A 20,683-nucleotide genomic window follows, 5' to 3' on the forward strand; every position below is an offset into this window, starting at 1 on the left:
GACGACGGGCGGCAGTTCCCGGTGCCGGGGTGACGACGGGGGCGGTGGCGGTGCCGGGGTGACGGCGGGTGGCGATTGCCGGAGAAGGGCGTGGACGGCGGTTGCCGGGTCACGGCGGGCCGTGGGCTCAGCTCACGGTGGGCTCGGGGATCAGGGCGAGCGCGCCCTGCAGGTAGGCCGCTCGGGAGGCGCGGCGCTGGATCTTGCCGCTGGAGGTCTTGGGGATGGTGCCCGGCCGGACCAGGACGACATCGCGCACGGGCAGGCCATGGGCCTCGCCGATGCCGCTGCGGACGACGTCGATGATCTTCTCCGCCTCGGCGGCGGCGTCCGGGGCGATCTCGGCGATGAGCACGGCCTGTTCGCCGCCCGCGCCGCCGTCGCCGCCATCTCCGTGGCCGCCGTCGACGGAGAACGCCGCGGTGCACCCGGGGCGCAGCGCGGGGTGGGCCATCTCGGCGGTCAGTTCCAGGTCCTGCGGGTAGTGGTTGCGGCCGTCGATGACGAGGAGGTCCTTCAGGCGGCCGGTGACGAACAACTCGCCGTCGTGTAGGAATCCGAGGTCGCCGGTGCGCAGGAAGCGGCCCTCGTGACCGGCCAGCGTGGCGCGGAAGGTCTCGCGGGTGGCGAGCGCGTTGCGCCAGTAGCCCTTGGCGACGCTTGCGCCGCGCACCCAGATCTCACCGGTCCGTCCGTCGGGCAGCTCCTCGCCCCGTTCGGGGTCGGCGATGGCGACGGTGACGTCCGGCCCCGGCCGCCCGCAGCTGACCGCTGCAGCGTCGAACTGACCGGCGTGCGGGCCGGTTTCGGGCGCCTCGAGCAGCGTCGGCGGGGTGTGGACCGTGCTGCCGGTGACCATCAGGGTGGCCTCGGCGAGGCCGTAGCAGGGGTAGTGGGCCTCGCGGCGGAAGCCGGCCTGGGCGAAGGTGTCGGTGAAGCGCCGCAGGGTGGCGGCACGGACCGGTTCGGCGCCGTTGAAGGCGACCTTCCAACTGCTGAGGTCGAGTTCGTCGAGGAGTTGGGGGGTGGCGTGCTTGAGGGAGAGTTCGTACGCGAAGTTGGGGCCGCCGCTGGTGTGCGGGCGGTAGTGGCTGATCGCCTGCAGCCATCGCTCGGGCCGCTGCAGGAAGTGCAGCGGCGAGAAGAGGGTGGCGGTCACGCCGAGATACACGGTGTTGAGGACCGGGCCTATGAGGCCCATGTCGTGGTACACCGGCAGCCAGCTGACGAACATCTCGTGGCCGTGCTCCGCGATGACCTCCGGCGTGTGGCCCATGCGCTCGGTGATGACCCGCTCGTTGTCCAGCAGGTTGCCGTGGGTGATCATCACGCCGCGCGGGGCGGAGGTGGAGCCGGAGGTGTACTGGAGGAACGCGACGGAATCGGCGGTGAGTTCGGGCTCACGCCAGGACCCGGCCGCCTCGTCGGGGATGTCCTCGGTGGCCACGCAGGTGACGTCGGCGAGCTCGGGCAGGTGCTCCGCGAGCCCGGCCAGGGCGGAGACCACCTCGCGGCCGCCGAGGATCACCTTGGCGTCGGCGTCGGCGATGAGCCGCTTCATCCGGGTCACGGCGCGGTGGTTCTGTACACGGCCCTGCGGCGGTACACCCGGCACGGCGACGACTCCGGCCGCGAGGCAGCCGAGGTAGCCGCAGATGAAGTCCAGGCCGGGCGGGTACAGCAGCATGGCGCGGGTGCCGGCCAGGCCGCGCTCCTGGAGCCAGGCGGCGACGGCCCGGGACCGCTCGACGAGACGGCCGTAGGACATCTCCTGGATCTCGCCGTCGCGGTCTCCGGTCGTGAGGTAGCGGTAGGCGGTTCGGTCGGGGTGGTGGGCGGCGTGCTGGGACAGCAGATCGACCAGGGATCGAACCATGTTGCGAGTCTCACCTGTCTGCATCGATGGGCGACGAACTGGAGTTCGAGGTCCAGGTGCGGGAAGGGTGCGGACGCCTCGGTCGGTTCGGCCCCCTTGCCGACCCTCCGTCGCGACGACCCGTTCAGGGGTCAGGGCGCCGACGCGCCCGACCCGACATCCCCCGTCCGGCTTGCTACCGGCGAGTAGCACCCTAGCAACTCGGCCGGTTCGACGGGCCGAACGCAAGTAAACCCTACGTATCGAACGCGGGTCGACGCGGCAGGGTTCGCATCCCGGGCGTTTCCCGTGGTTCACGCAGACGAAAGCCCGGACACGTCCGGCATTCCGGGTGTCCGGCCAGGGCGAGCGGGCCGGCCTCGGCTGCCGCGCGAGATTCGCTTCGGCCGCCGCTCAGAACTCGCTTCAGCCGCCACCCAGTCGCGAGCGCAGCAGCTTCTTGCCCAGTTCGGCTCCCTTACGGCTGTCCGCCTGGGCCTTGCGGAACAGATCGGCCACCTCGGTGTCCTTGTCGCGCTCGGCGTCCTCGATGTAAGTCTCCAGCCGCAGCGCGTTGTTCAGGCATGCCTCCACGTACCAGATCAGGTTGTAGTCCTTGTCCTGAGTACCGGTGACACCACCGGCCTCCGTAGCGCCTGCCATGCGGACCTCCTCCCAGCGTTCTCGTTCCTGACCCGGCCCGAGTACCCGCCGACACGCCCTGCACACAGCGCGGAAGCGGACATTCCCGCATCCCGCGACCGGCACGTCACCGCATCGTCGATCTACGCCAACTCCGGCCTTACGTACGGCAATTCAGACAGTCCGCGCAGAAGTGAGCAGAGTCCCTGCACTTTCGAAGCGAAGTACCCGTCGACCGTGCGAGATCAGTCGATGACGGTGTGTACTGTGCTGCGAGCGGCTCGCCCGACGGCCCTCGGGACCAGCCCTGCCCGACTGCCCCGAACCGACCTCTGGAACCCCTTCGATGATCGAATTACCGGACCTGGCGACCGGCGGTCTCGCCGTCGGCATGCTGTCCGCACTCGCCTTGGGCGGCGGGCTCCTGCGGGCGCAGCGACAACAGGCGCGCCAGCGCGCCGAGATCGAGACGCTGCGCCGCCAACTCAACGGCGCGGTACAGGCGTTCACGGCCGAGATCGAGCATCTGGCCACGCGACGCGTCCCGGCCGCCGCCCAGCAGCTCACGCATCTCCACGTCCCCGTGCCGGGACCGCTGCATCCGCAGACCGCGGAGACACCGCTGGGACCCGCGCTGGAGCACGTGCTGAACGGGCTGCGCGGGGAACTCGCCGCGCAGCGCACCCGGATCGACGCCGCGGCCCAGGCCGGAATGCGCGGGGCGACGCGCGAGATCCAGGCGGCCCTGTACCGGCTCCAGGACGCCCTGCGCGGACTGCAGCAGAGTTACGACGACCCGGAGTTGGCGCAGACCCTGTTCCGGCTCGACCACGAGAACGAGCAGTCGTTGCGGCGTGCACAGGTCGCCGCCGTGGTGTGCGGGGCCTGGGTCGGACTCGCCCGCGAGGAGTCGCACCTCGTCGACGCGGTCACCGGCGGCCAGGCCCGGCTCGCGGGCTACCACCGGATCCGGATCCACAACCACCTCGCCGCGGGCACCGGGCTCGTGTCCCACGCGGTGGAGCCGGTCGCGATCATCGTCGCCGAACTCCTCGACAACGCGCTGCGGCACTCCGCGCCGGACACCGACGTCCAGGTCAATCTGGAGCACGTCCATCACGGCGTCTGCGTCACCGTGGACGACGCGGGCCTGGGCATGACCCAGGACGAACGCGCCCGAGCACAGCGGCTGGTGGCCGGCTCCGAGCCGATCCTGCTGACCGAGCTGGGTGATCCGCCACGGATGGGACTCGCCGCGATCGGGCAGCTGACCCGGCAGTTCGACCTGACCGTCGATCTGTCCTCGCCGTCGCCGTACGGCGGGGTGCGCGCCGTGCTGCGGGTCGAAAGCCATCTGCTCAGCGACATCGACCCCGAGGAGCGCCCGCCCGCGGCCAGCGCGGCGCGCTCCACGCGTCCGGCCGCGCGGGACGCGACGGCGCAGCCGGTCGAGCCACGGCGGGAGACCGCCCGCGCCGCGCGACAGGCCGCGTCCGACGGTGCACCCCCGGCCACCCGAACCGGCCCGGCCACCCCCGCGCCCCCCACCGCCGCGCCCACCGCCACACCCGCCGAGCCGGCCACCGCCACACCCGCCGAGCCGGCCACCATCACGCCTGCCGGCCCGGCCACGGTCGGGCCCGCCGAGCCGCCCGGAGCCACGGCCACCCGGACGCCGTCCGCGGACACGTCCGGCACCGCCCACGGATACGGGGCCGAGCACGACGACGCCACCGACGCCGTGTCCGGGCATCACGGTCCACGGGACTCCGGCGGTCTGCCGCAACGCCGGCGCCGCCGGACACGCATGACCCCGGTGTCCGAGGACACGCCGGCGCCGAGACCCGCGGAGCGCCGTCCCGAGCGCGCGGCCGCCGCGCTGGGCGCGCTGCAGGCCGGCACCGAGGCGGCGCGGAGGGCGACCGGTGATCCCACCGGCGACGACGCCTCCACGGCCGTACCGAAAGCTGCCGTACCGAAAGCTGCCGTCCCGACAGCCGCCGTCCCGAAAGCCGCCGTACCGGAAACCGCCTCACCGGACACCGCCGTACAGCAGACCGCCGAACGGGAAACCTCTGCACGGGAAACCTCTGCACGGGAAGCCGCTGAACGCGAGACCGCGCGAGCGGAGCGTCGGCGGGGCGGAGCCGGTGTACACGACACCGATCAGACCGACCACGATCAGACGGATCACGATCAGACCGACCGCGATCACGACCATGAAGGGGGAACGGCTCGATGACCAGCCGCGAGGCGGGAGACACGGCCTGGGTGCTCGAACCGATCCTGGAGGTGCCGCATGTGGTGGCCGCCGTGCTGCTCACGCGGGACGGCCTGGTGACCGGGTACACGGACGCCCTCACCCAGCCGTCGGCCGAGCGGGTGGCGGCGATCACCAGCACCGTGCAGGGCGCGTGCCGTACGGCGGCGGCCGCGTTCGCCGACCGGGAGCGGGCCGAGGTGCGGCAGGTCGTGATCGAGTCCGACCACGGTTACGTGCTGATCGTGCCGACGGACCACGGTTCCTGTGTCGCCGCGTACGGGGACGGTGAGGTACGCCTGGACATGCTGGCGCACCGGGTGCACTCACAGGTGGCGAGACTGGGCGAGAAGGCGATGGCCGCCGCGCCCCGAGGTGCCGACGGCGGCGCGTCGGCATGACCGGCCGCCGTGGCGGCCGCCCCCTGGTTCCCGCGTATCTGTCGACCGGCGGCGTGGCCCGGCCCAGCCGCCCGCATCTGGAACGGCTGTCGGTGCTCACCAGCACCCGCACGGCCGCGCCCGCCGGTCTGCCCGCGGCGCAACTGGCCCTGCTGGACGCGCTGGACGACGGATCGCTCACGGTGGTGGAGGCGGCGGCCCTGCTGCGGCTGCCCGTGTCCGCCGTACGCGTGCTCGCGGGCGAGCTCATCGACCGTGAACTGGCCTCGTCCCGCGCGCCGATCCCGCCCGCCGAGCGCTTCGACCCCGACCTGCTGAAGAGAGTGGCCGATGGCCTTCGCGCCCTCAAGCACACCTAGCGTCACCGGTGACGCCCCCGTCGCCCCCGGGGACGTCCACCTGCCCGACACCGCCCGCGACCTGGTCAAGATCCTCGTCGCCGGCCCGTTCGGCGTGGGCAAGACGACCCTGATCGGGTCCGTCTCCGAGATCCGGCCGCTGCACACCGAGGAGCCGATCAGCGCGGCGTCCGCGCCGCTGGACGATCTGGCCGGGGTGCGGGACAAGTCCACGACCACGGTCGCCGTCGACTTCGGCCGGATCAGCCTGCCGGGCGGGGTCGTGCTGTACCTGTTCGGCACGCCCGGGCAGGAGCGGTTCCGTGCGCTGTGGGACGACATCGCCTACGGGGCGCTGGGCGCGCTCGTCCTGGTCGACAGCCGCCGCATCGACGCGTCGTTCGACGTGCTGGGGCTGGTGGAGGAAACCGGGCTGCCCTACGCGGTCGCCTTCAACGCCTTCCCCGACGCGCCCCGGCACCACACCGGGGAACAGCTGCGCGCCGCCCTGGACCTGGCGCCCGGCACACCGATGGTGACGTGCGACGCGCGTGACGCCGACTCGTCCGTCGACGCGCTGCTCGCGCTGGTCCAGCACCTGATCGACCGTCACGCTCCCGAGGACCGGTGACCCGGATGACCACCCACACCCCCGACCGGCAGACCTTCTCCCGCTCGGCGCCCGTACGGCTGTGGGAGGACGGCTTCGCGCTCGACCCGTTTCCCTACTACGACGCGTTGCGCGCCCAGGGCCCGATCGGCTGGGCGGAGTTGGCGCCGGGCGTGCCGGCGTACGTCGTCACCGACCGGCGGGCCGCCCTGGATCTGCTGCACGACACGCAGACGTTCTCGCACGACCCGCGGCCGTGGGAGGCGACGGTCGCCGACGACTCGCCCGTCCTCGGCATGATGCGCTGGCGGCCCAACACGCTGTTCGCCGACGGGGCGGCCCATGTCCGCTACCGCACCTCGCTGATCGACACCTTCGACCGGATCGAGCCGCACGATCTGCGGGCCCGGGTGCATCGGGCGGTGCGGGTGCTGGTCGGCCGGTTCGGACCGAAGGGCGAGGCCGATCTGGTGGCCGAGTTCGCCCGGCCTCTGATGGCGCTGGTGTTCAACAGCCTCTTCGGGCTGCCGGACAGCCAGAGCGACCGGCTCAACGCGGCGCTCGGCAAAATGATGGAGGGCGGCGCCGAATCGGCCGAGGGCGAGGCGGAGTTCGGCGGCTACGTCCTGGAGCTGATCGCGGCCAAGTCCGAGCAGCGGGGCGACGACCTGCCGAGCCGGCTCCTCGACCACCCCGCCGGGCTGACTCCCGAGGAGGTCACCTGGCAGGTGTTCCTCACCCTGGGCGCCGGGCACGAGCCGACGGCCAACCTGGTGTCGAACGCCCTGTCCCGGATTCTCGGCAACCCGCAGTACTACTCCACCCTGACCAGCGGGGCCCGCCCGGTGACGGACGCGGTGGTGGAGGTCCTGCACCACGAGACCCCGCTGGCCAACTACGGCATCCACTACGCGCGCGGCCCGGTGTCCTTCCACGGCACCTGGATCAGGGCTGCGGTACCGGTCGTCGTCTCCTACGGGGCGCTCGCGCACTTCGCCGAGCGGGAGGTCACCACTGACCGCCATCCCCGGGACGCCTCGCACCTGTCGTGGTCGGCGGGCCCGCACGCCTGTCCGGTGCGGCAGCACACGCTGCTCATCGCCACCGAGGCGATCGAACGGCTCACGCAGTGGCTGCCCGATCTGGAGCCGGTGCTGGCCCGGGAGCGCCTCACGTGGCGGCCCGGCCCGTTCCATCGCTCGCTGACCTCGCTGCCCGTCCGGTTCAGCCCCCGCTCCCCCGACCAGCCAGGAGTCCCCTCGTGACCGTGTCCGACCGCACCGACCGCTTCGCCCTCGACCCGTTCGGCGCCGACATCCGAGGCGAGAGCGCCCGGCTGCGCGCCCACGGCCCGATCGTGCCCGTGGAGTTGCCGGGCGGCATCCCGGCCTGGGCGCCGACGGGCTACGACACCTTGAAGGAACTCATCCTCGACCCCCGGGTCAGCAAGGACCCCCGGCAGCACTGGCGGCTGTGGCCGGAGATCACCGAACACCCGTCCTGGGGCTGGATCCTGGGCTGGGTCGGTGTGGTCAACATGCTCTCGACGTACGGCACCGACCACGCGCGGCTGCGCAAGCTGGTCGCCCCGAGCTTCACCCAGTGGCGCACGGAGGTGATGCGTCCGCGCGTGGAGGCGATCACCGCGGAGCTGCTCGACGCGCTCGACAAGGGTGACCCGGAGGTCGATCTCAAGGCCGGGTTCGCGCATCCCCTGCCGATGCGGATGATCTGCGAACTGTTCGGCGTCCCGGACGAGTTGCAGGACGCGACCGGGACCCTCATCGCGGCGATCATGGACACCTCCGACCCGAGCCCGGAGCACGCCGCGTTCGTGCAGGAGCAGATCGGCACGGTGCTGCCCGCGCTCATCGCCCACCGCAGCGAACACCCCGGGGACGATCTGACGACCGAGCTGATCCGGGTGCGGGACGAGGACGGCGACCGGCTCAGCGACGAGGAGCTGCTGTACACGCTGCTGCTGGTGATCGGCGCCGGCTTCGAGACCACGGTCAATCTCATCGGCAACGCGGTCGTCGCCCTGCTGACCCACCCCGAGCAGCTCGCCGACGTGATGTCCGGGAGGACCGGCTGGGACGCGGTGATCGACGAGACTCTGCGCGTGCACCCGTCGATCGCGTCGCTGCCGCTGCGGTTCGCCGTCAGTGACATCGAGGTGGGGGACGTGACCGTCGCGGCCGGGGACGCCATCATCACGACGTTCGCCGCCGCGGGGGTGGATCCCGCGCACTACGGCCCGGACGCGGACGCCTTCGACGCCTCACGCGGAGCCGACGACCATCTGGCCTTCGGAATCGGTGTGCACCGGTGCATCGGCGCTCCGCTGGCCCGTGTCGAGGCCCTGACGGCGCTGCCCGCCCTCTTCGACCGCTTCCCCGACCTGCGACTGGCCGTCGGCGAGGAGGAACTGCGGCAGGTGCCCTCGTTCATCGCGTTCGGCTGGCAGGAGATCCCGGTGCTGCTGCGCGGATGACGGCCTCGACGCGCGGACCCCTTCAGGGCGCGGGGACGCGACCGGTCCCCCGTTCCGGTCGTGTCCCCGCGGAGAGTCGAACTTACGTCTGCGACGGCGACCTTGGGTATCGCGTCGGTGCCCACTGAAGGGGCCCGGGCACTCACCCGTGCACAAGTGAGTCCGGAAGGCCCGTTTTCACCCCGTGGACAGCGGGCTCATCCGGGTCGTCCAGCGCGAGATGGGCCAGGACGACCTCGTACAGGTCGCTGCCGCCCGCCAGCAGCCGGCGTTCGAGGACCGGCTCCGCGCTGCGCACGTGCTCGCGGACGGTCTGCGCGTGGACACCGAGGGTCTGCGCCGCGCGTTCGGCGTTGGCGCCCTCGGCGATCCAGGTCCGCAGGGTGCGGCGCAGGTCCCTGGTGTCCTGGTCGAGGTGGGCGAGGAGGTCCCGTGCCCAGGTGCGCATGGCGGGGCCCGACAGCAGGTCGCGCAGCGAGGCGGGCGCCCGGTCCGGGCCGTCGGCGCCGACCGGTGTGTCGGCCAGGCTCACCTGGATGTTGAGGGCGAGGTGGACGACGGCTCGGGCCGTGAGGTTGCCGAAGTCCGTGCGCAGCAGGGCTTCCACACGTTCCATGCGGGCGCGGACGGTGTTACGGCTGACGCCGAGGACCTTGGCCGCGTTCACCGCGGTGAACTCCAGACCCAGCCGGGTGGTGGCGAGCAGTTCGGCGCGGGTGTGGTGGGGCAGGGTGTCGAGCGGGCGCAGCAGCCGGTCGGTCCACTCGCGCAGGGCCGCCGGATCGATGAGGCGCTCGGGGTGGGTGCGTTCGGCGTAGACGGCCGCCTTGTCCGGGCGGAAGTGGGCGACGGCCAGGGCACTGACGGCCTGCCCGTACGCGGTGGCGGTGCGGGCCAGGCTCTGCCGGGCGCTGCCGCCGATGAAGGTGCGCGGGCGGCCGCCGATCAGCGACCGCAGGTCCCGGGCCTCCGACTCGCCGGGCGTCACGACGATCACATGCTCGTCCACGGCCGGGCAGAGCACGACGAGCGCCCGCTCGCCCGTCGCGTCGATGCACTCCTCGGCGACCGTGTCGCGCTCCTCGACGGTGCCTTCGACGACGTGGACGCAGGCGGTGTCGGTGTCGAGCAGGCCGGGCCACAGTCCCGCGGCGACGCGGCGCGCGGAGACGGTGTCCTCCACCATCAGCAGTTGCAGGATCGCCAGCCGCAGATCGGACGTGGCCCGTTCGAGCCGGATACCGGCGGCGGTCGTCTCGTCCGCCTTGAGCAGGAGCTCGATGACCTGGACGGTGTGCGTGACGATGTCGGAGGTGCGCCGGTCGAAGGGCGTATCGCGCGCCACGGCGAGCACGCCCGCCGCCGAGGGGTTCGGATACGTCACCCGGACCAGCCGCAGATGGCGCCCCTGTCCCTCCCAGGCGGCGGAGGCGATCCGGCCGGCGGCGACGGCCGCCACGAGGTCCTCGTCCAGCGGCGGTCGGCTGCCGGCCAGCAGCCTGCCGGTGTCGTCCTGCAGCGAGGCGACGCCCCGCACGGCGTCGGCCAGCCAGGCGACCACCCGCCGGACGTCCCTTCCATGGGGCCGCAGATGCTCCAGCAACTCCTGCGCCCACGCCGACCCGTCGGCGCTCCCCGTCCCCGCCCGACGGTCCCCGTCCTCTCCGCCAGCCACTCGGCCTTCACCTCGTCCTGCACTTCATCCACGACGTACCGGTCGGGGACGTTACCTCACGCGTCCGCAAAGGTGAGGTGCCCGGACGCCTGGATCCGGCGTCCCCGGCGAACTCTCCCCTGGTACGACGGCGTGCCCCGGACGTGGCGGTACCGACCTGCGCGGCTGCGGGGCCGCGCAGGGCATAGGCTCGGTGAATGGCGAAGTACTTCGATGTGCACCCCGACAACCCTCAGCCGCGCACCATCGCCCAGGTCGCGGACAGTGTCCGTTCGGGTGCGCTGATCGCGTATCCGACGGATTCCTGCTATGCGCTCGGCTGCCGGCTGGGCAGCCGTGACGGCATCGACCGGATCCGCTCGATTCGCCGACTGGACGACCGGCACCACTTCACCCTCGTCTGCCAGGACTTCGCGCAGCTCGGGCAGTTCGTGCGGATCGACAACGACGTGTTCCGCGCGATCAAGGCGTCCACGCCCGGCAGCTACACGTTCATCCTGCCCGCGACGAGGGAGGTGCCGCGCATGCTCCAGCACCCGAAGAAGAAGACGGTGGGCGTGCGCATCCCCGACCACGTGGTGACGCAGGCGCTGCTCAGGGAGCTCGGGGAGCCGCTGCTGTCCAGCACGCTGCTGCTGCCCGACGAGGACGAGCCGATGACCCAGGGCTGGGAGATCAAGGACCGGCTCGACCATGTCCTGGACGCGGTCGTCGACTCCGGGGAGTGCGGCACGGAGCCGACCACGGTGATCGACTTCTCGGGTGGCGAGGCCGAGATCGTGCGTGAGGGAGCGGGCGACATCTCCCGGTTCGAGTAAAGCGGTTCCCAAGCCGGTGGGGGCGGATCGGGCCGTTGGATGGTGCATGAAACCATGTGCGCGGCCCGGCTCCACCGGGCCGGCGACCCGTTCGCCGTGGACTGCGCAGAGAGGCAACCCCCATGACCTCCGTACAGGGAACCACCGTCGACATCCCCACCGAGGACGGTGTCGCCGACGCCTATCTGGCCCACCCCGCCGACGGCGAGCCGCGTCCGGCGGTCCTGCTCTACATGGACGCGTTCGGGCTGCGGCCGCGGCTGGAGCAGATGGCGGACCGGCTCGCCGGGGCCGGGTACACGGCGCTGGTGCCGAACGTGTTCTACCGGGCCGGGCGCGCTCCGCTCTTCGATCTGCCGGAGTTCATCGATCCGGCGGCGCGGCCGGAGATCTTCCAGAGCATCATGCCGGTCATGCAGCAGCTGACGCCGGAGGCGGCGATGCGGGACGCCGGCGCCTATCTGCGCTGGCTCGCGGCCTGCCCGGTGGCGGCCGACGGCCCGGTCGCGCTGACCGGCTACTGCATGGGCGCACGGCTGTCCCTCCTCACCGCGGGCACGTACCCGGACCGGGTCGCCGCGGCGGCCGGCTTCCACGGCGGGCGGCTGGCGACCGAGGCGCCGGACAGCCCGCACCTGGTGGCCGAACACATCACCGCCGAGCTGTACTTCGGGCACGCCGACCAGGACCCCTCGCTTCCCGCCGAGCAGATCGAGCGCCTGGAGAACGCGCTCACGAAGGCCGGCGTACGGCACCGCTGCGAGGTCTATCCGGGCGCGGGGCACGGCTACACGCAGTCCGACACCTCCGCCTACGACCGCGAGGCGGACGAGCGGCACTGGGCTGCCCTGCTGGATCTGCTCAAGCGCACGTTCTGAGGCCGTCCGCCGAGAGCGGCGGCTGTCACGTTCTCGGTCCCGCCGGAGAGCGTGTCGATCGCGATGCTGACGGTGCTGGAGACCCTCGCTCCCGTGGAGCGGGCGGTGTTCGTGCTCCGGGAGGTCTTCGACATGCCGTACGGCGAGATCGCCGAGGCCGTCGGCAAGTCCTGCGCCGACGGTCCGGCAGATCGCTCGGCGGGCCCGCGAGCACGTGGCGGCGCGGCGCCCCCGGATGCGGGTGAGCCGGTCGGAGCAGCAGGCCGTGGTGGAGCGGTTCCTCGCGGCCCTGCGCGAGGGGCGGTTGCAGGACCTGATGGAGGTCATGGCGCCCGACGGGGTCCTCATCGCCGACGGCGGCGGGCTGGCGGCCGCCGCTCTGGTTCCGGTCCACGGTGCCGAGGCCGTGGCGGCGCTGCTCGCCCGCGCGGACCGGGCAGCGTTCCGGACGACGGCCGTGTGGCTCAACGAGGCGCCGGGCGCCCGCGTCGAGAGCGACGGTCAGCCGGCCGCGGTGAGCGTGGCGGTGGGGGACGGCCGGATCACCCGTATCTACGCGACGGCCAACCCGCGGAAGCTGACGCGGCTGGACCACCTGGTCGACCTCGCCCGGTGACGTCGCGTACCGCTCGGACGCGGTCGTGAGCCGGCGCCGTGAGCCGGCGCCGTGCGGCGGCGCGGTGCGGCGGCGCGGTGCGGCGCGCGCCGGCCGGGTGTGACCGGCGTGGGGTGCGCGGCCGTGTGCTGAAGTCCTCGTCCCCGGCCCCGAGTTCGCTCGTGGCTCGACCGTGGTGAGTGACAGCGGTCGCCATGAGTTCACCGAGAACGCGGCCCGTGTGCTATGCGTTGGCGTCATGGACTTCACCGAGGTGTCGCTGACCGCGCTGCGGGTGTTCCGGGCGGTGGCCGAGCAGGGGACCTTCACGGCGGCGGCCGGGTCGCTGGGGTACACCCAGTCGGCGGTGTCCCGGCAGATCGCCGCGATCGAGCGGGCCGCGGGCGCGGAGTTGCTGGAGCGGCGGCGCGACGGGGTACGGCTCACGGCGGCCGGCCGGGTCGTCATGCGCCGGGCGACGGTCGTGCTCGACGAGATCGAGGCGACCGCCCGGGAGCTGTCCGGGCTGCCCGACCAGACCGGCACCGTCCGCTTGGGCTGGTTCCCCAGCGCCGGGGCCGTGCTGGTGCCCCGGGCGCTGGCCGCCCTGCGCCACACGCACCCCGGCCTTGAGGTCGTCGGCCGCGAGGGCGGCACTCCGGCGCTGGTACGGGCGCTGCGGGCCGGCAGCATCGATCTGGCGCTGCTCGGGTCCGCACCGCCGTTCCGGGCCCCGGACACGGAGTCGCCGCCGCTGGCCCTGCGGACCCTCAGCGAACGCCCCCTGCGTCTGGCGGTGCCCGCCGCACACCCGCTCGCCCGCGGTGACTTCGTCGACGTGGCCGACCTGCGGGGCCGGCGCTGGATCGCCGGCTCCACCTCCGGCGAGGACCGGCTGATGGGCGTGTGGCCGGGTCTGGACGAGCGGCCCGAGATCGCCCACACGGCCCGCGACTGGCTGGCCAAGCTGCATCTCGTGGCCGCCGGCTGCGGGCTGACGACGGTGCCCGGTGTCCTCGCCTCCGCCGCCCCTCCCGGCGTCCGCGTCCTCCCGGTCCGCGGTGGACCCCAGGAACAGCGGCGCCTCGTCCTGGCGCGTCTCCCCCACCCGCCCACCGAGCCGGTCACCCGGGTGGCGGCCGCCCTGCACGCCGCCGCACTCGACGCGGACTCACCCGCCGGGTCCTGAACGGCGGGGTGAACACGTGCGGCGCCGGTGGGGCGGGCGCAAGCTGGAGCCGAGCCCGCACCACCCGCCGGCACGACCAGACCCGTGGGGAGATCCCGGATGACCTCGATGGCGAACCTGCCCGACGTGGTGTCACGCGAGGAGTGGCTCGCCGCCCGCAGCGAACTGCTGGCCAGGGAGAAGGAACTCACGCGCGCCCGCGACCGGCTCAACGCCGAACGGCGGCGGCTGCCGATGGTCCGCGTCGACAAGCCCTACGTCTTCGAGGGACCGGACGGGCGGGTCGGCCTGCTCGACCTGTTCGAGGGACGGCCCCAGCTGGTCATGCATCACTTCATGTGGACATACGACATCGACGCCGACGGTACCGAGCACCCCCGCGACACGGGCTGCTCCAGTTGCTCCTCGGCCGCCGACCAGATCCCGGCGAGGCTGCGTCAGCTGAACGTCCGCAACACCGCCCTGGCCGGGGTGACCCGGGCGCCGTACGCGAAGCTCGCCGCGTACCGGCAGCGGATGGGGTGGACGTTCCCCTGGTACTCCTCGGCGGGCAGCGACTTCAACTACGACTTCCACACCACCGTCGACGAACGGGTCGCGCCCGTCCGGGTGGCCCACCGCGACGAGGCCGAACTGGCCGAGGCCGGGCAGCCGTGGTCGGCGGCGATGCGCGGGGACTATCCCGGGATCAGCGCGTTCCTGCGCGTCGGGGACGACGTCTTCCACACCTACTCCACGTTCGGCCGGGGCATCGAGGAGTTCCACAACGGCTACCCGTACCTCGACCTCACCGCGCTCGGCCGCCAGGAGGCGTGGGAGGAACCGAGGGGCCGTGCCGAACCACTGGGCCTGCAGGTCGGCGGGCCCGGGATGCGGCTGCCCGACGAGTACGACGTCTGACGATGCCGGTACAGGACGGCGTCCGGGCGACGGACCTCGGCGAACGGCAGGCGTGGCGGGCCTGTCTGCTCGGCGGGGCGGTGTTCGCGGTGGGCATGGCCGGGACCACGCTGCCGACTCCCCTCTACGGCCATTACCAGGACAAGTTCGGGTTCTCCGAGCTGACGGTCACCATCGTCTATGCCGTGTACGCCTTCGCGGTCATCGGCGTCCTGCTGGTCGCGGGCAACGCCTCGGACGCCGTCGGCCGGCGTCCGGTGATCCTCTCGGCCCTGGGCTGCGCGGCCGCGAGTGCCGTCTGCTTCCTGCTGGCGACCGCCCTGGGCTGGCTGTACGTGGGACGGCTGCTGTCGGGGCTGTCCGCCGGTCTGCTCACCGGGGCCGCCACGGCGTACGTCATGGAGCTGGCCCCGCGCGACGGCGCGGCCCGCGCCACACTGGTCGCGACCGCCGCCAACATGGGCGGGCTGGGCTGCGGTCCGCTGCTCGCCGGGCTGCTGGCGCAGTACGCTCCCTGGCCGCTGTATCTGCCGTTCGCCGTGCACCTGGCCCTGGTGGCCTGCTCGGCGGTGGTCGTGCTCCGGCTCCCGGAGACGGTCCGGGAACGGCGTTCGCTCGGTACCGTTCGGCCGCGGAGGCCGAGTCTGCCGCCGCGGGTGCGGCCGGTGTTCGGGCCCGCGGCGACCGCCTCGTTCGCGGGATTCGCGCTGTTCGGCGTGTTCACCGCGGTGAGTCCCGCGTTCCTCGCGGAGTCCCTGCACGAACGCAACCACGCCGTGAGCGGGCTCGTCGTGGCGATGGCCTTCTTCGCGTCCACGTTCGGACAGGTGGCCGTCGGCCGGGTGGGGGTGAGCCGGTCGTTGCCGCTGGGCTGCGCGGTGCTGCTCGTCGGTCTGGCGCTGCTGGCGGGGGCGTTGTGGTGGGACCTGCTGGCGCTGGTGGTGGCGAGCGCGGTGGTCGGCGGGGTCGGTCAGGGGCTGGCGTTCCGGGCCGCCCTGTCGGCGGTGGCCGCGGCCTCCCCGCCGGACCAGCGCGCGGCCGTCATCTCGACGCTGTTCGTGGTGGCGTACGGCGGCATCTCGCTCCCGGTCATCGGTGTGGGCGTGCTGACCGGCCCGATGGGTCTGGAGGGTGCGGGTCTGGTGTTCATCGCCTGCATGACGGTCCTGGTCGTGTCGGCCGCCGCCTACCTGATCCGGCGGCCGGTGCCCGCGGGGCCGTGAGCGCCGGCTACGCGCCGTGCGACAGGGAGTCGAGCCATTCGGTCAGCAGCCGGTTGGTCTCCTCGGGGCGTTCCTGCTGGATCCAGTGGCCGCAGCCGTCGAGGACGTGCGAGGAACGCAGGCCGGGCAGGGTGGTGGGATACGCCGCGATCGCGTCCGCGAGCCATGTGGTCGACGGGTCCAGCGCGCCGCCGAGGAACAGGGAGGGCTGGGTGACCGGGGCGCCCTGGTGGCCGGCGAGGTCGGCCCAGTCCCGGTCCATGTTCCGGTAGCGGTTCAGCGCCCCGGTCGGACCGGTGCGTTCGAACTCGCCGGCGTAGACGTCGAGGTCCGATTCGTCGAGCCAGGCGGGCAGCGGGCCGGCGGGGAAGCGGTCGCGCAGTGTGCCGCCGGGCGTGACGAAGTGCGGGTCCGGGGCGTCCGGGCCCGGCATGGTGTCGGCGGACAGGGCGGAGTAGAAGCCGGCGAGCCAGCCGCGGACGTCGGGTTCGATCTCGGCCTCGGCGCGGCCGGGCTGCTGGAAATAGGAGACGTAGAACTCCTGCGGACCGCCCATCCCCGCGAACACCTCGCTCGGCTTCGGGCCGCCGGGCGGGGTGTAGGGCACGCTCAGCAGCCCGACCGCGCGGAACACGTCGGGCCGCAGCAGCGCGGAGGTGGCGGCGATGGTCGCGCCCCAGTCGTGCCCCACGACGACGGCGGAACGCTCGCCGAGGGCGTCCACGACGGCGACGTTGTCCTCGACCAGCTCCAGCATCCGGTACGAGTCCACCGGCTCGGGCCTGGAGGAGCGGCCGTAGCCGCGTACGTCGACGGCGACCGCGCGGTACCCGGCCGCCGCGAGCGCGGGCAGCTGGTGGCGCCAGGAGTACCAGCACTCCGGGAAGCCGTGCACGAGGAGGACCAGCGGTCCGGTTCCCTGTTCCGCGAGGTGGATCCGACCGGCGGGAGACGGGACCAGACGGTGGGTGACGTCGGTCGAGGTCGTGGGGGCGGGCTGCGGCATGTTTCCTCCCGGACGGCGCGTGCGCGGCGTGCATGGCCCTGCCATCCTGCGTCGGCCGGGCGAGGCGTCGCGTTCTTCCTTGCCGGTTCGGCAAATTCAGGGGCTGCCTCGCGTGCCCCACGCGTCGGCGCGCGCCGCCAGGGCCTCTCGCAGGCATGCGGCGAGGCGGGCCGCGATCGTGCCGTCCGGGTCCAGGCGGGGGTTGAAGATCGTGACGTCGAGCCCTGCGGCTGCGGGGTCGGCCAGTGCCGTGCCCAGCACGTCCGCCAGTTCCCGCCACGTCAGCCCGCCCGGCTGCCGGTAGTCGACGGCGGGCATGAGGGCGTCGTCCAGGACGTCGACGTCGAGGTGCACCCAGAACCCGGTGCCCGGACCCGCGGTGAGCCGGTCCACGGCCAGGCGCGCGGCGGTGCCCGCACCGGCCGCGCGCACCGCGTCCAGGTCGAGGGCGTGCAGCCCGGGCGGCAGGGGCTGCATGCCGGCCGCGGCGGACTCGTCCGTGTCACGGAAGCCGAAGGCCACCACGTCCTCGTCGTGCAGCAGGGGCCTGCGCCCTTCGAGGTCGGTGAGGAGGCGGGGTCCGCGTCCCGTGGCGAGGGCCAGTTCCATCGAGGCCGCCTCGCCGTTCGGCTCCGCCGAGGGCTGGTAGAAGTCGGTGTGCCCGTCGAGGAACAGCAGTTTGGGGCGGCCTCGGCGGCGCAGCGCCAGGAGGTTGCCGAGCAGGACGGTGCAGTCCCCGCCGAGGACGACCGGGAACCGGCCGGCGTCGAGGGCCCGGCCGACGGCGTCGGCCAGCCGGACGGAGTACTCCACGATGCCGTGCGGGTTGAGCACTCCGGTGGCGGCGTCGCGCGCCGGGTCGTAGGCCGGTGGCTCGACGCGGCCGGTCCTTACGGCGTGCAGACCGGTGAGCAGGCCCGCCTCCAGCAGGGCCGCCGGCAGGTCCTGGACGCCGGACGGGCGCAGGCCCAGCACGGACGGCGCCTCGATGATCGCGAGCTCGTTCATGACCGGCCCTTCCCTGCGATGCCCGTCTCACCGGAGACGCTGGCTACGGCCCTCACCCCATCTCTGCCACACGCGGGGGTCCGACACCACTCGTGGCCCCGGCGGGCTCCTTCGGCCCGTCCCCTCACTGTCCGAATCTCGCCCTTGTGTGACCGGAGTCGACTCATGGTGATGCAGAGTTCAACGGCTACCGGCGGTAAAGTCTTGCCTCGCGCTCTGTTGCCCCGTACACCTTGCTCCACAACTGGCCATGACTCTGGGGGGAGTTGGCTCATGCAAGGCACGGTTGACGGGTTCCGCTACGGTGCGGTGACCCCGGTGGCCGCCTATCTGATGGCCTGCCTGGGAGGGGCGTTGGGGCTGCGCTGCATCGTGCGGTCCCTGCTGGGCGGACAGGCGTGGAAGCCGGGCTGGCTGGCGCTCGGCGCCGCGGCGATCGGCTCCGGCATCTGGACGATGCACTTCATCGCCATGATCGGTTTCCAGGTCGAGGAGACCCGGATCCGCTACGACACGGCACTGACCGTCCTCAGTCTCGTCGTGGCGATCGTCGTGGTCGGCATCGGCGTGTTCATCGTCGGCTATCTCGGCGCGGGCCGAGGGGCATTGGGCAGCGCGGGCGCCGTCACGGGGCTCGGCGTGGCGGCCATGCACTATCTGGGAATGGCGGCGCTGCGCCTGGACGGTGACCTGGAGTACGACGCGTTCACCGTCGCCCTGTCGGTCCTGATCGCGGTCATCGCCGCGACCGCCGCGCTGTGGGCGGCCGTCACCATCCGCGGATTCCTCACCAGCCTCGGGGCCAGCCTCGTCATGGGCGTGGCGGTCTCCGGGATGCACTACACCGGCATGGCGGCGGTCAGCGTGCATCTGCACGGCACGACCGGCGCCTCGTGGGCCGGCGATTCGCCCACCTCGCTGCTGCTTCCCATGCTGCTGGGGCCGATGGTCTTCCTCGTCCTGGCCGGAGTGGTCGTGATGTTCGACCCGCTCCTGGTCCTCGGCGACAGCGGCCCGCACCCCGCGGACGACACGGCCCGGCCGACCGGACAGGGCCCACGGTCCGAGCGGGGGCCGGCGTCGAGGACTCCCGCGTGGACGGCGCGCCCCGGACGGAACGGTTACGCCCGCAGGCGATGACGGGGTCGGTGCGGGGATGTGACGACGCGCCACGCCCCGCACCCCTTCTCCGCGTCCTGGAGATCATTGTTACGGTGCACCGGTGTCTGACTCCTCTCGCGATACCGCCGAAGGCGCCGGCTGGGGCGCCACCGAACTCGGCACGTACAAGCGGCTGATGCCCACCGAGGTCCAGAAGATCTCCTGGCTCGACCCCAGAATGCTGTGGGCCGCCCGCAACGGTGTGCTGGCGTCCTGGTTCGGGGATCCCACGGGCCGTACCCGCAGCCGCTGGGTGGCGCAGCGGACGGCCGCCGGCGTACCGGCGGACAAGGTGATCCGGCGCGACGACCCCGACCGGTTCTCGTTCCTCGTCATCGGCGACACCGGCGAGGGCGACGACCCCCAGTACTCCGTCGTGCCGGGCTTGCTGAAAACGGGTCAGGACACCCGGTTCGCCGTTCTCGCCAGTGATGTGATCTATCCGGTCGGCAGCGCCGACGACTACGGCACCAAGTTCTTCCGGCCGTACCAGGACTACCAGGCGCCCATCTACGCGATACCGGGCAACCACGACTGGTACGAGGACCTCGGCGCGTTCATGCGTGTCTTCTGCGACGACGCACCGCCCCTCGACCCGGAACCCGCGCCGCGCGTCCTCAGCGGGGCCTGGCTGCGGCGCCTGCTGTGGCACAAGCCGCGCCGGGGAGACGGGCAACGGCTCGACGCGGCACGGCAGTTGAGGTCGGCCGCCGCGCAACGGGCGGTGCAGCCGGGGCCCTACTGGGCGATCGACGCCGGGCCGGTGCGGATCATCGGCATCGACACCGGGCTGCTCGGCACCCTCGACGCCGAACAGGGCGCGTGGCTGCGCGAGGTGTCCCGGGGACCCCGCCCGAAGATCCTCATCACGGGCTCGCCCCTGTACGTGGACGGCGCCCACCATCCCTGCGCGATCGAGGGCGGCGGCACCGTCGACGACATCGTCCGCGACCCGGCGCACCGCTATGTCGCGGCGATAGGCGGCGACATCCACAACTACCAGCGCTACCCGGTCCAGGTGGACGGACGCACGATCCAGTACGTGGTCTCGGGCGGCGGCGGCGCGTTCATGCACGCCACGCACACCATCCCGCGGGTCGACATCGCGAACGTCACCGAGAAGGAGTTCCGCTGCTATCCGCTGCGCGGCGACTCCCTGGCGTTCTACAGCAAGCTGTACGGCCGCCGGCTGCGGCTGCGCCGCTTCTTCACCCTCACCGAGGCCGAGGCGTCGGCCGTGGTCGCCGAGCGCCTCGAGATGCCGCTCACCCGTGCCCAGCGGGAGACCGCCCGCATCACCTGGCGCACCCGTCTGGTCGCCCGGCTCCTCGGCGCCGGCCGCCGGCCGGACCGCCGCGCGCGGTTCCGCCTCCCGGTGCGCAAGATCTACACGTCGTTGTTCTCACCGAGCTCGGCGACGTACAGCCCGCCGTTCTTCAAGCAGTTCCTGAGGCTGGACGTCACTCCGGAGACCGTCCGGCTGCGGTGCCACGCCGCGACCGGCAGCCGCGCCCAGGAGCTGGACCCGCCGGTCGAGGACGAGGTGACGATCCCCCTGGTCTGATCCCGCGGGCACGGGAACAGGGTCGGTCGCGGACGCGTTGCACGGGCCGAACGGCTTGATCAACGC

General features: G+C 72.7%; 18 protein-coding genes and 1 pseudogene. 14 read left to right on the plus strand and 5 right to left on the minus strand.

Annotated features, from left to right (window positions below; genetic code table 11):
- Positions 1-127: 127 nt before the first annotated feature.
- Positions 128-1,876, minus strand: coding sequence for a fatty acyl-AMP ligase (locus tag ACGFW6_RS09020; RefSeq protein ID WP_393506220.1), 1,749 nt, complete (start codon positions 1,874-1,876; stop codon positions 128-130).
- A gap of 405 nt (positions 1,877-2,281) precedes the next feature.
- On the minus strand, positions 2,282-2,518 hold the full coding sequence (locus tag ACGFW6_RS09025; protein ID WP_393506222.1) for a hypothetical protein: 237 nt from the start codon (positions 2,516-2,518) through the stop codon (positions 2,282-2,284).
- Positions 2,519-2,843: 325 nt separating this feature from the next.
- On the opposite strand from ACGFW6_RS09025, the gene ACGFW6_RS09030 reads away from it, so the two are divergent.
- Genes ACGFW6_RS09030 through ACGFW6_RS09055 form a run of 6 tightly spaced genes read left to right on the plus strand, consistent with a single transcriptional unit; the run spans position 2,844 to position 8,600 of the window.
- Complete coding sequence (locus ACGFW6_RS09030; RefSeq protein WP_393506224.1) at positions 2,844-4,739, plus strand: ATP-binding protein; 1,896 nt, start codon at positions 2,844-2,846, stop codon at positions 4,737-4,739.
- Positions 4,736-5,158 (plus strand): roadblock/LC7 domain-containing protein, encoded by a 423-nt coding sequence (locus tag ACGFW6_RS09035; protein WP_093744622.1) that lies wholly within the window; start codon positions 4,736-4,738, stop codon positions 5,156-5,158. Before ACGFW6_RS09030 ends, ACGFW6_RS09035 begins: the two co-directional genes overlap by 4 nt.
- Positions 5,155-5,517 carry a DUF742 domain-containing protein gene (locus ACGFW6_RS09040; protein WP_393506226.1) on the plus strand — a complete coding sequence of 121 codons (363 nt, stop codon included), beginning with the start codon at positions 5,155-5,157 and terminating at the stop codon, positions 5,515-5,517. The genes ACGFW6_RS09035 and ACGFW6_RS09040 overlap by 4 nt, the downstream gene beginning before the upstream one ends.
- The gene (locus ACGFW6_RS09045) at positions 5,489-6,127 is read left to right on the plus strand and encodes an ATP/GTP-binding protein (protein ID WP_393506228.1); all 639 of its coding nucleotides are present in this window, start codon (positions 5,489-5,491) and stop codon (positions 6,125-6,127) included. Before ACGFW6_RS09040 ends, ACGFW6_RS09045 begins: the two co-directional genes overlap by 29 nt.
- A gap of 5 nt (positions 6,128-6,132) precedes the next feature.
- Positions 6,133-7,371: a cytochrome P450 gene (locus ACGFW6_RS09050; RefSeq protein WP_393506230.1), complete on the plus strand. Its 1,239-nt coding sequence runs from the start codon at positions 6,133-6,135 to the stop codon at positions 7,369-7,371.
- Complete coding sequence (locus tag ACGFW6_RS09055; RefSeq protein ID WP_393506232.1) at positions 7,368-8,600, plus strand: cytochrome P450; 1,233 nt, start codon at positions 7,368-7,370, stop codon at positions 8,598-8,600. Before ACGFW6_RS09050 ends, ACGFW6_RS09055 begins: the two co-directional genes overlap by 4 nt.
- Before the next feature lie 142 nt (positions 8,601-8,742).
- Here ACGFW6_RS09055 and ACGFW6_RS09060 read toward each other — a convergent pair whose 3' ends face one another.
- Positions 8,743-10,275: a helix-turn-helix domain-containing protein gene (locus ACGFW6_RS09060; protein ID WP_393506234.1), complete on the minus strand. Its 1,533-nt coding sequence runs from the start codon at positions 10,273-10,275 to the stop codon at positions 8,743-8,745.
- Positions 10,276-10,472: 197 nt separating this feature from the next.
- On the opposite strand from ACGFW6_RS09060, the gene ACGFW6_RS09065 reads away from it, so the two are divergent.
- The 6 genes and pseudogenes from ACGFW6_RS09065 to ACGFW6_RS09090 all read left to right on the plus strand — a co-directional run bounded on the left by ACGFW6_RS09065 (position 10,473) and on the right by ACGFW6_RS09090 (position 15,878).
- On the plus strand, positions 10,473-11,093 hold the full coding sequence (locus ACGFW6_RS09065; protein ID WP_393506236.1) for an L-threonylcarbamoyladenylate synthase: 621 nt from the start codon (positions 10,473-10,475) through the stop codon (positions 11,091-11,093).
- Positions 11,094-11,215: 122 nt separating this feature from the next.
- Positions 11,216-11,971 (plus strand): dienelactone hydrolase family protein, encoded by a 756-nt coding sequence (locus ACGFW6_RS09070; protein WP_393506238.1) that lies wholly within the window; start codon positions 11,216-11,218, stop codon positions 11,969-11,971.
- A gap of 45 nt (positions 11,972-12,016) precedes the next feature.
- Positions 12,017-12,587: pseudogene (locus ACGFW6_RS09075) on the plus strand (sigma factor-like helix-turn-helix DNA-binding protein); the annotation flags it as partial.
- A 238-nt stretch (positions 12,588-12,825) separates the two neighbouring features.
- Positions 12,826-13,755 carry a LysR family transcriptional regulator gene (locus ACGFW6_RS09080; RefSeq protein WP_393506240.1) on the plus strand — a complete coding sequence of 310 codons (930 nt, stop codon included), beginning with the start codon at positions 12,826-12,828 and terminating at the stop codon, positions 13,753-13,755.
- 99 nt (positions 13,756-13,854) lie between these two features.
- Positions 13,855-14,655 carry a DUF899 domain-containing protein gene (locus ACGFW6_RS09085; RefSeq protein WP_393506242.1) on the plus strand — a complete coding sequence of 267 codons (801 nt, stop codon included), beginning with the start codon at positions 13,855-13,857 and terminating at the stop codon, positions 14,653-14,655.
- A gap of 2 nt (positions 14,656-14,657) precedes the next feature.
- Positions 14,658-15,878 carry an MFS transporter gene (locus ACGFW6_RS09090; protein WP_393506244.1) on the plus strand — a complete coding sequence of 407 codons (1,221 nt, stop codon included), beginning with the start codon at positions 14,658-14,660 and terminating at the stop codon, positions 15,876-15,878.
- A gap of 7 nt (positions 15,879-15,885) precedes the next feature.
- Here ACGFW6_RS09090 and ACGFW6_RS09095 read toward each other — a convergent pair whose 3' ends face one another.
- Positions 15,886-16,884, minus strand: coding sequence for an alpha/beta fold hydrolase (locus ACGFW6_RS09095; protein WP_393506246.1), 999 nt, complete (start codon positions 16,882-16,884; stop codon positions 15,886-15,888).
- Positions 16,885-16,980: 96 nt separating this feature from the next.
- The gene (locus ACGFW6_RS09100) at positions 16,981-17,892 is read right to left on the minus strand and encodes an arginase family protein (protein ID WP_393506247.1); all 912 of its coding nucleotides are present in this window, start codon (positions 17,890-17,892) and stop codon (positions 16,981-16,983) included.
- Between the two features lie 273 nt (positions 17,893-18,165).
- On the opposite strand from ACGFW6_RS09100, the gene ACGFW6_RS09105 reads away from it, so the two are divergent.
- Together ACGFW6_RS09105 and ACGFW6_RS09110 are read left to right on the plus strand one after the other, a co-directional pair.
- On the plus strand, positions 18,166-19,032 hold the full coding sequence (locus tag ACGFW6_RS09105; RefSeq protein WP_393506249.1) for an MHYT domain-containing protein: 867 nt from the start codon (positions 18,166-18,168) through the stop codon (positions 19,030-19,032).
- An 82-nt stretch (positions 19,033-19,114) separates the two neighbouring features.
- Positions 19,115-20,617 carry a metallophosphoesterase family protein gene (locus ACGFW6_RS09110; RefSeq protein WP_393506251.1) on the plus strand — a complete coding sequence of 501 codons (1,503 nt, stop codon included), beginning with the start codon at positions 19,115-19,117 and terminating at the stop codon, positions 20,615-20,617.
- Positions 20,618-20,683 lie beyond the last annotated feature (66 nt).

Source organism: Streptomyces sp. Y7 (assembly GCF_043195415.1).
Classification (GTDB): Bacteria; Actinomycetota; Actinomycetes; order Streptomycetales; family Streptomycetaceae; genus Streptomyces.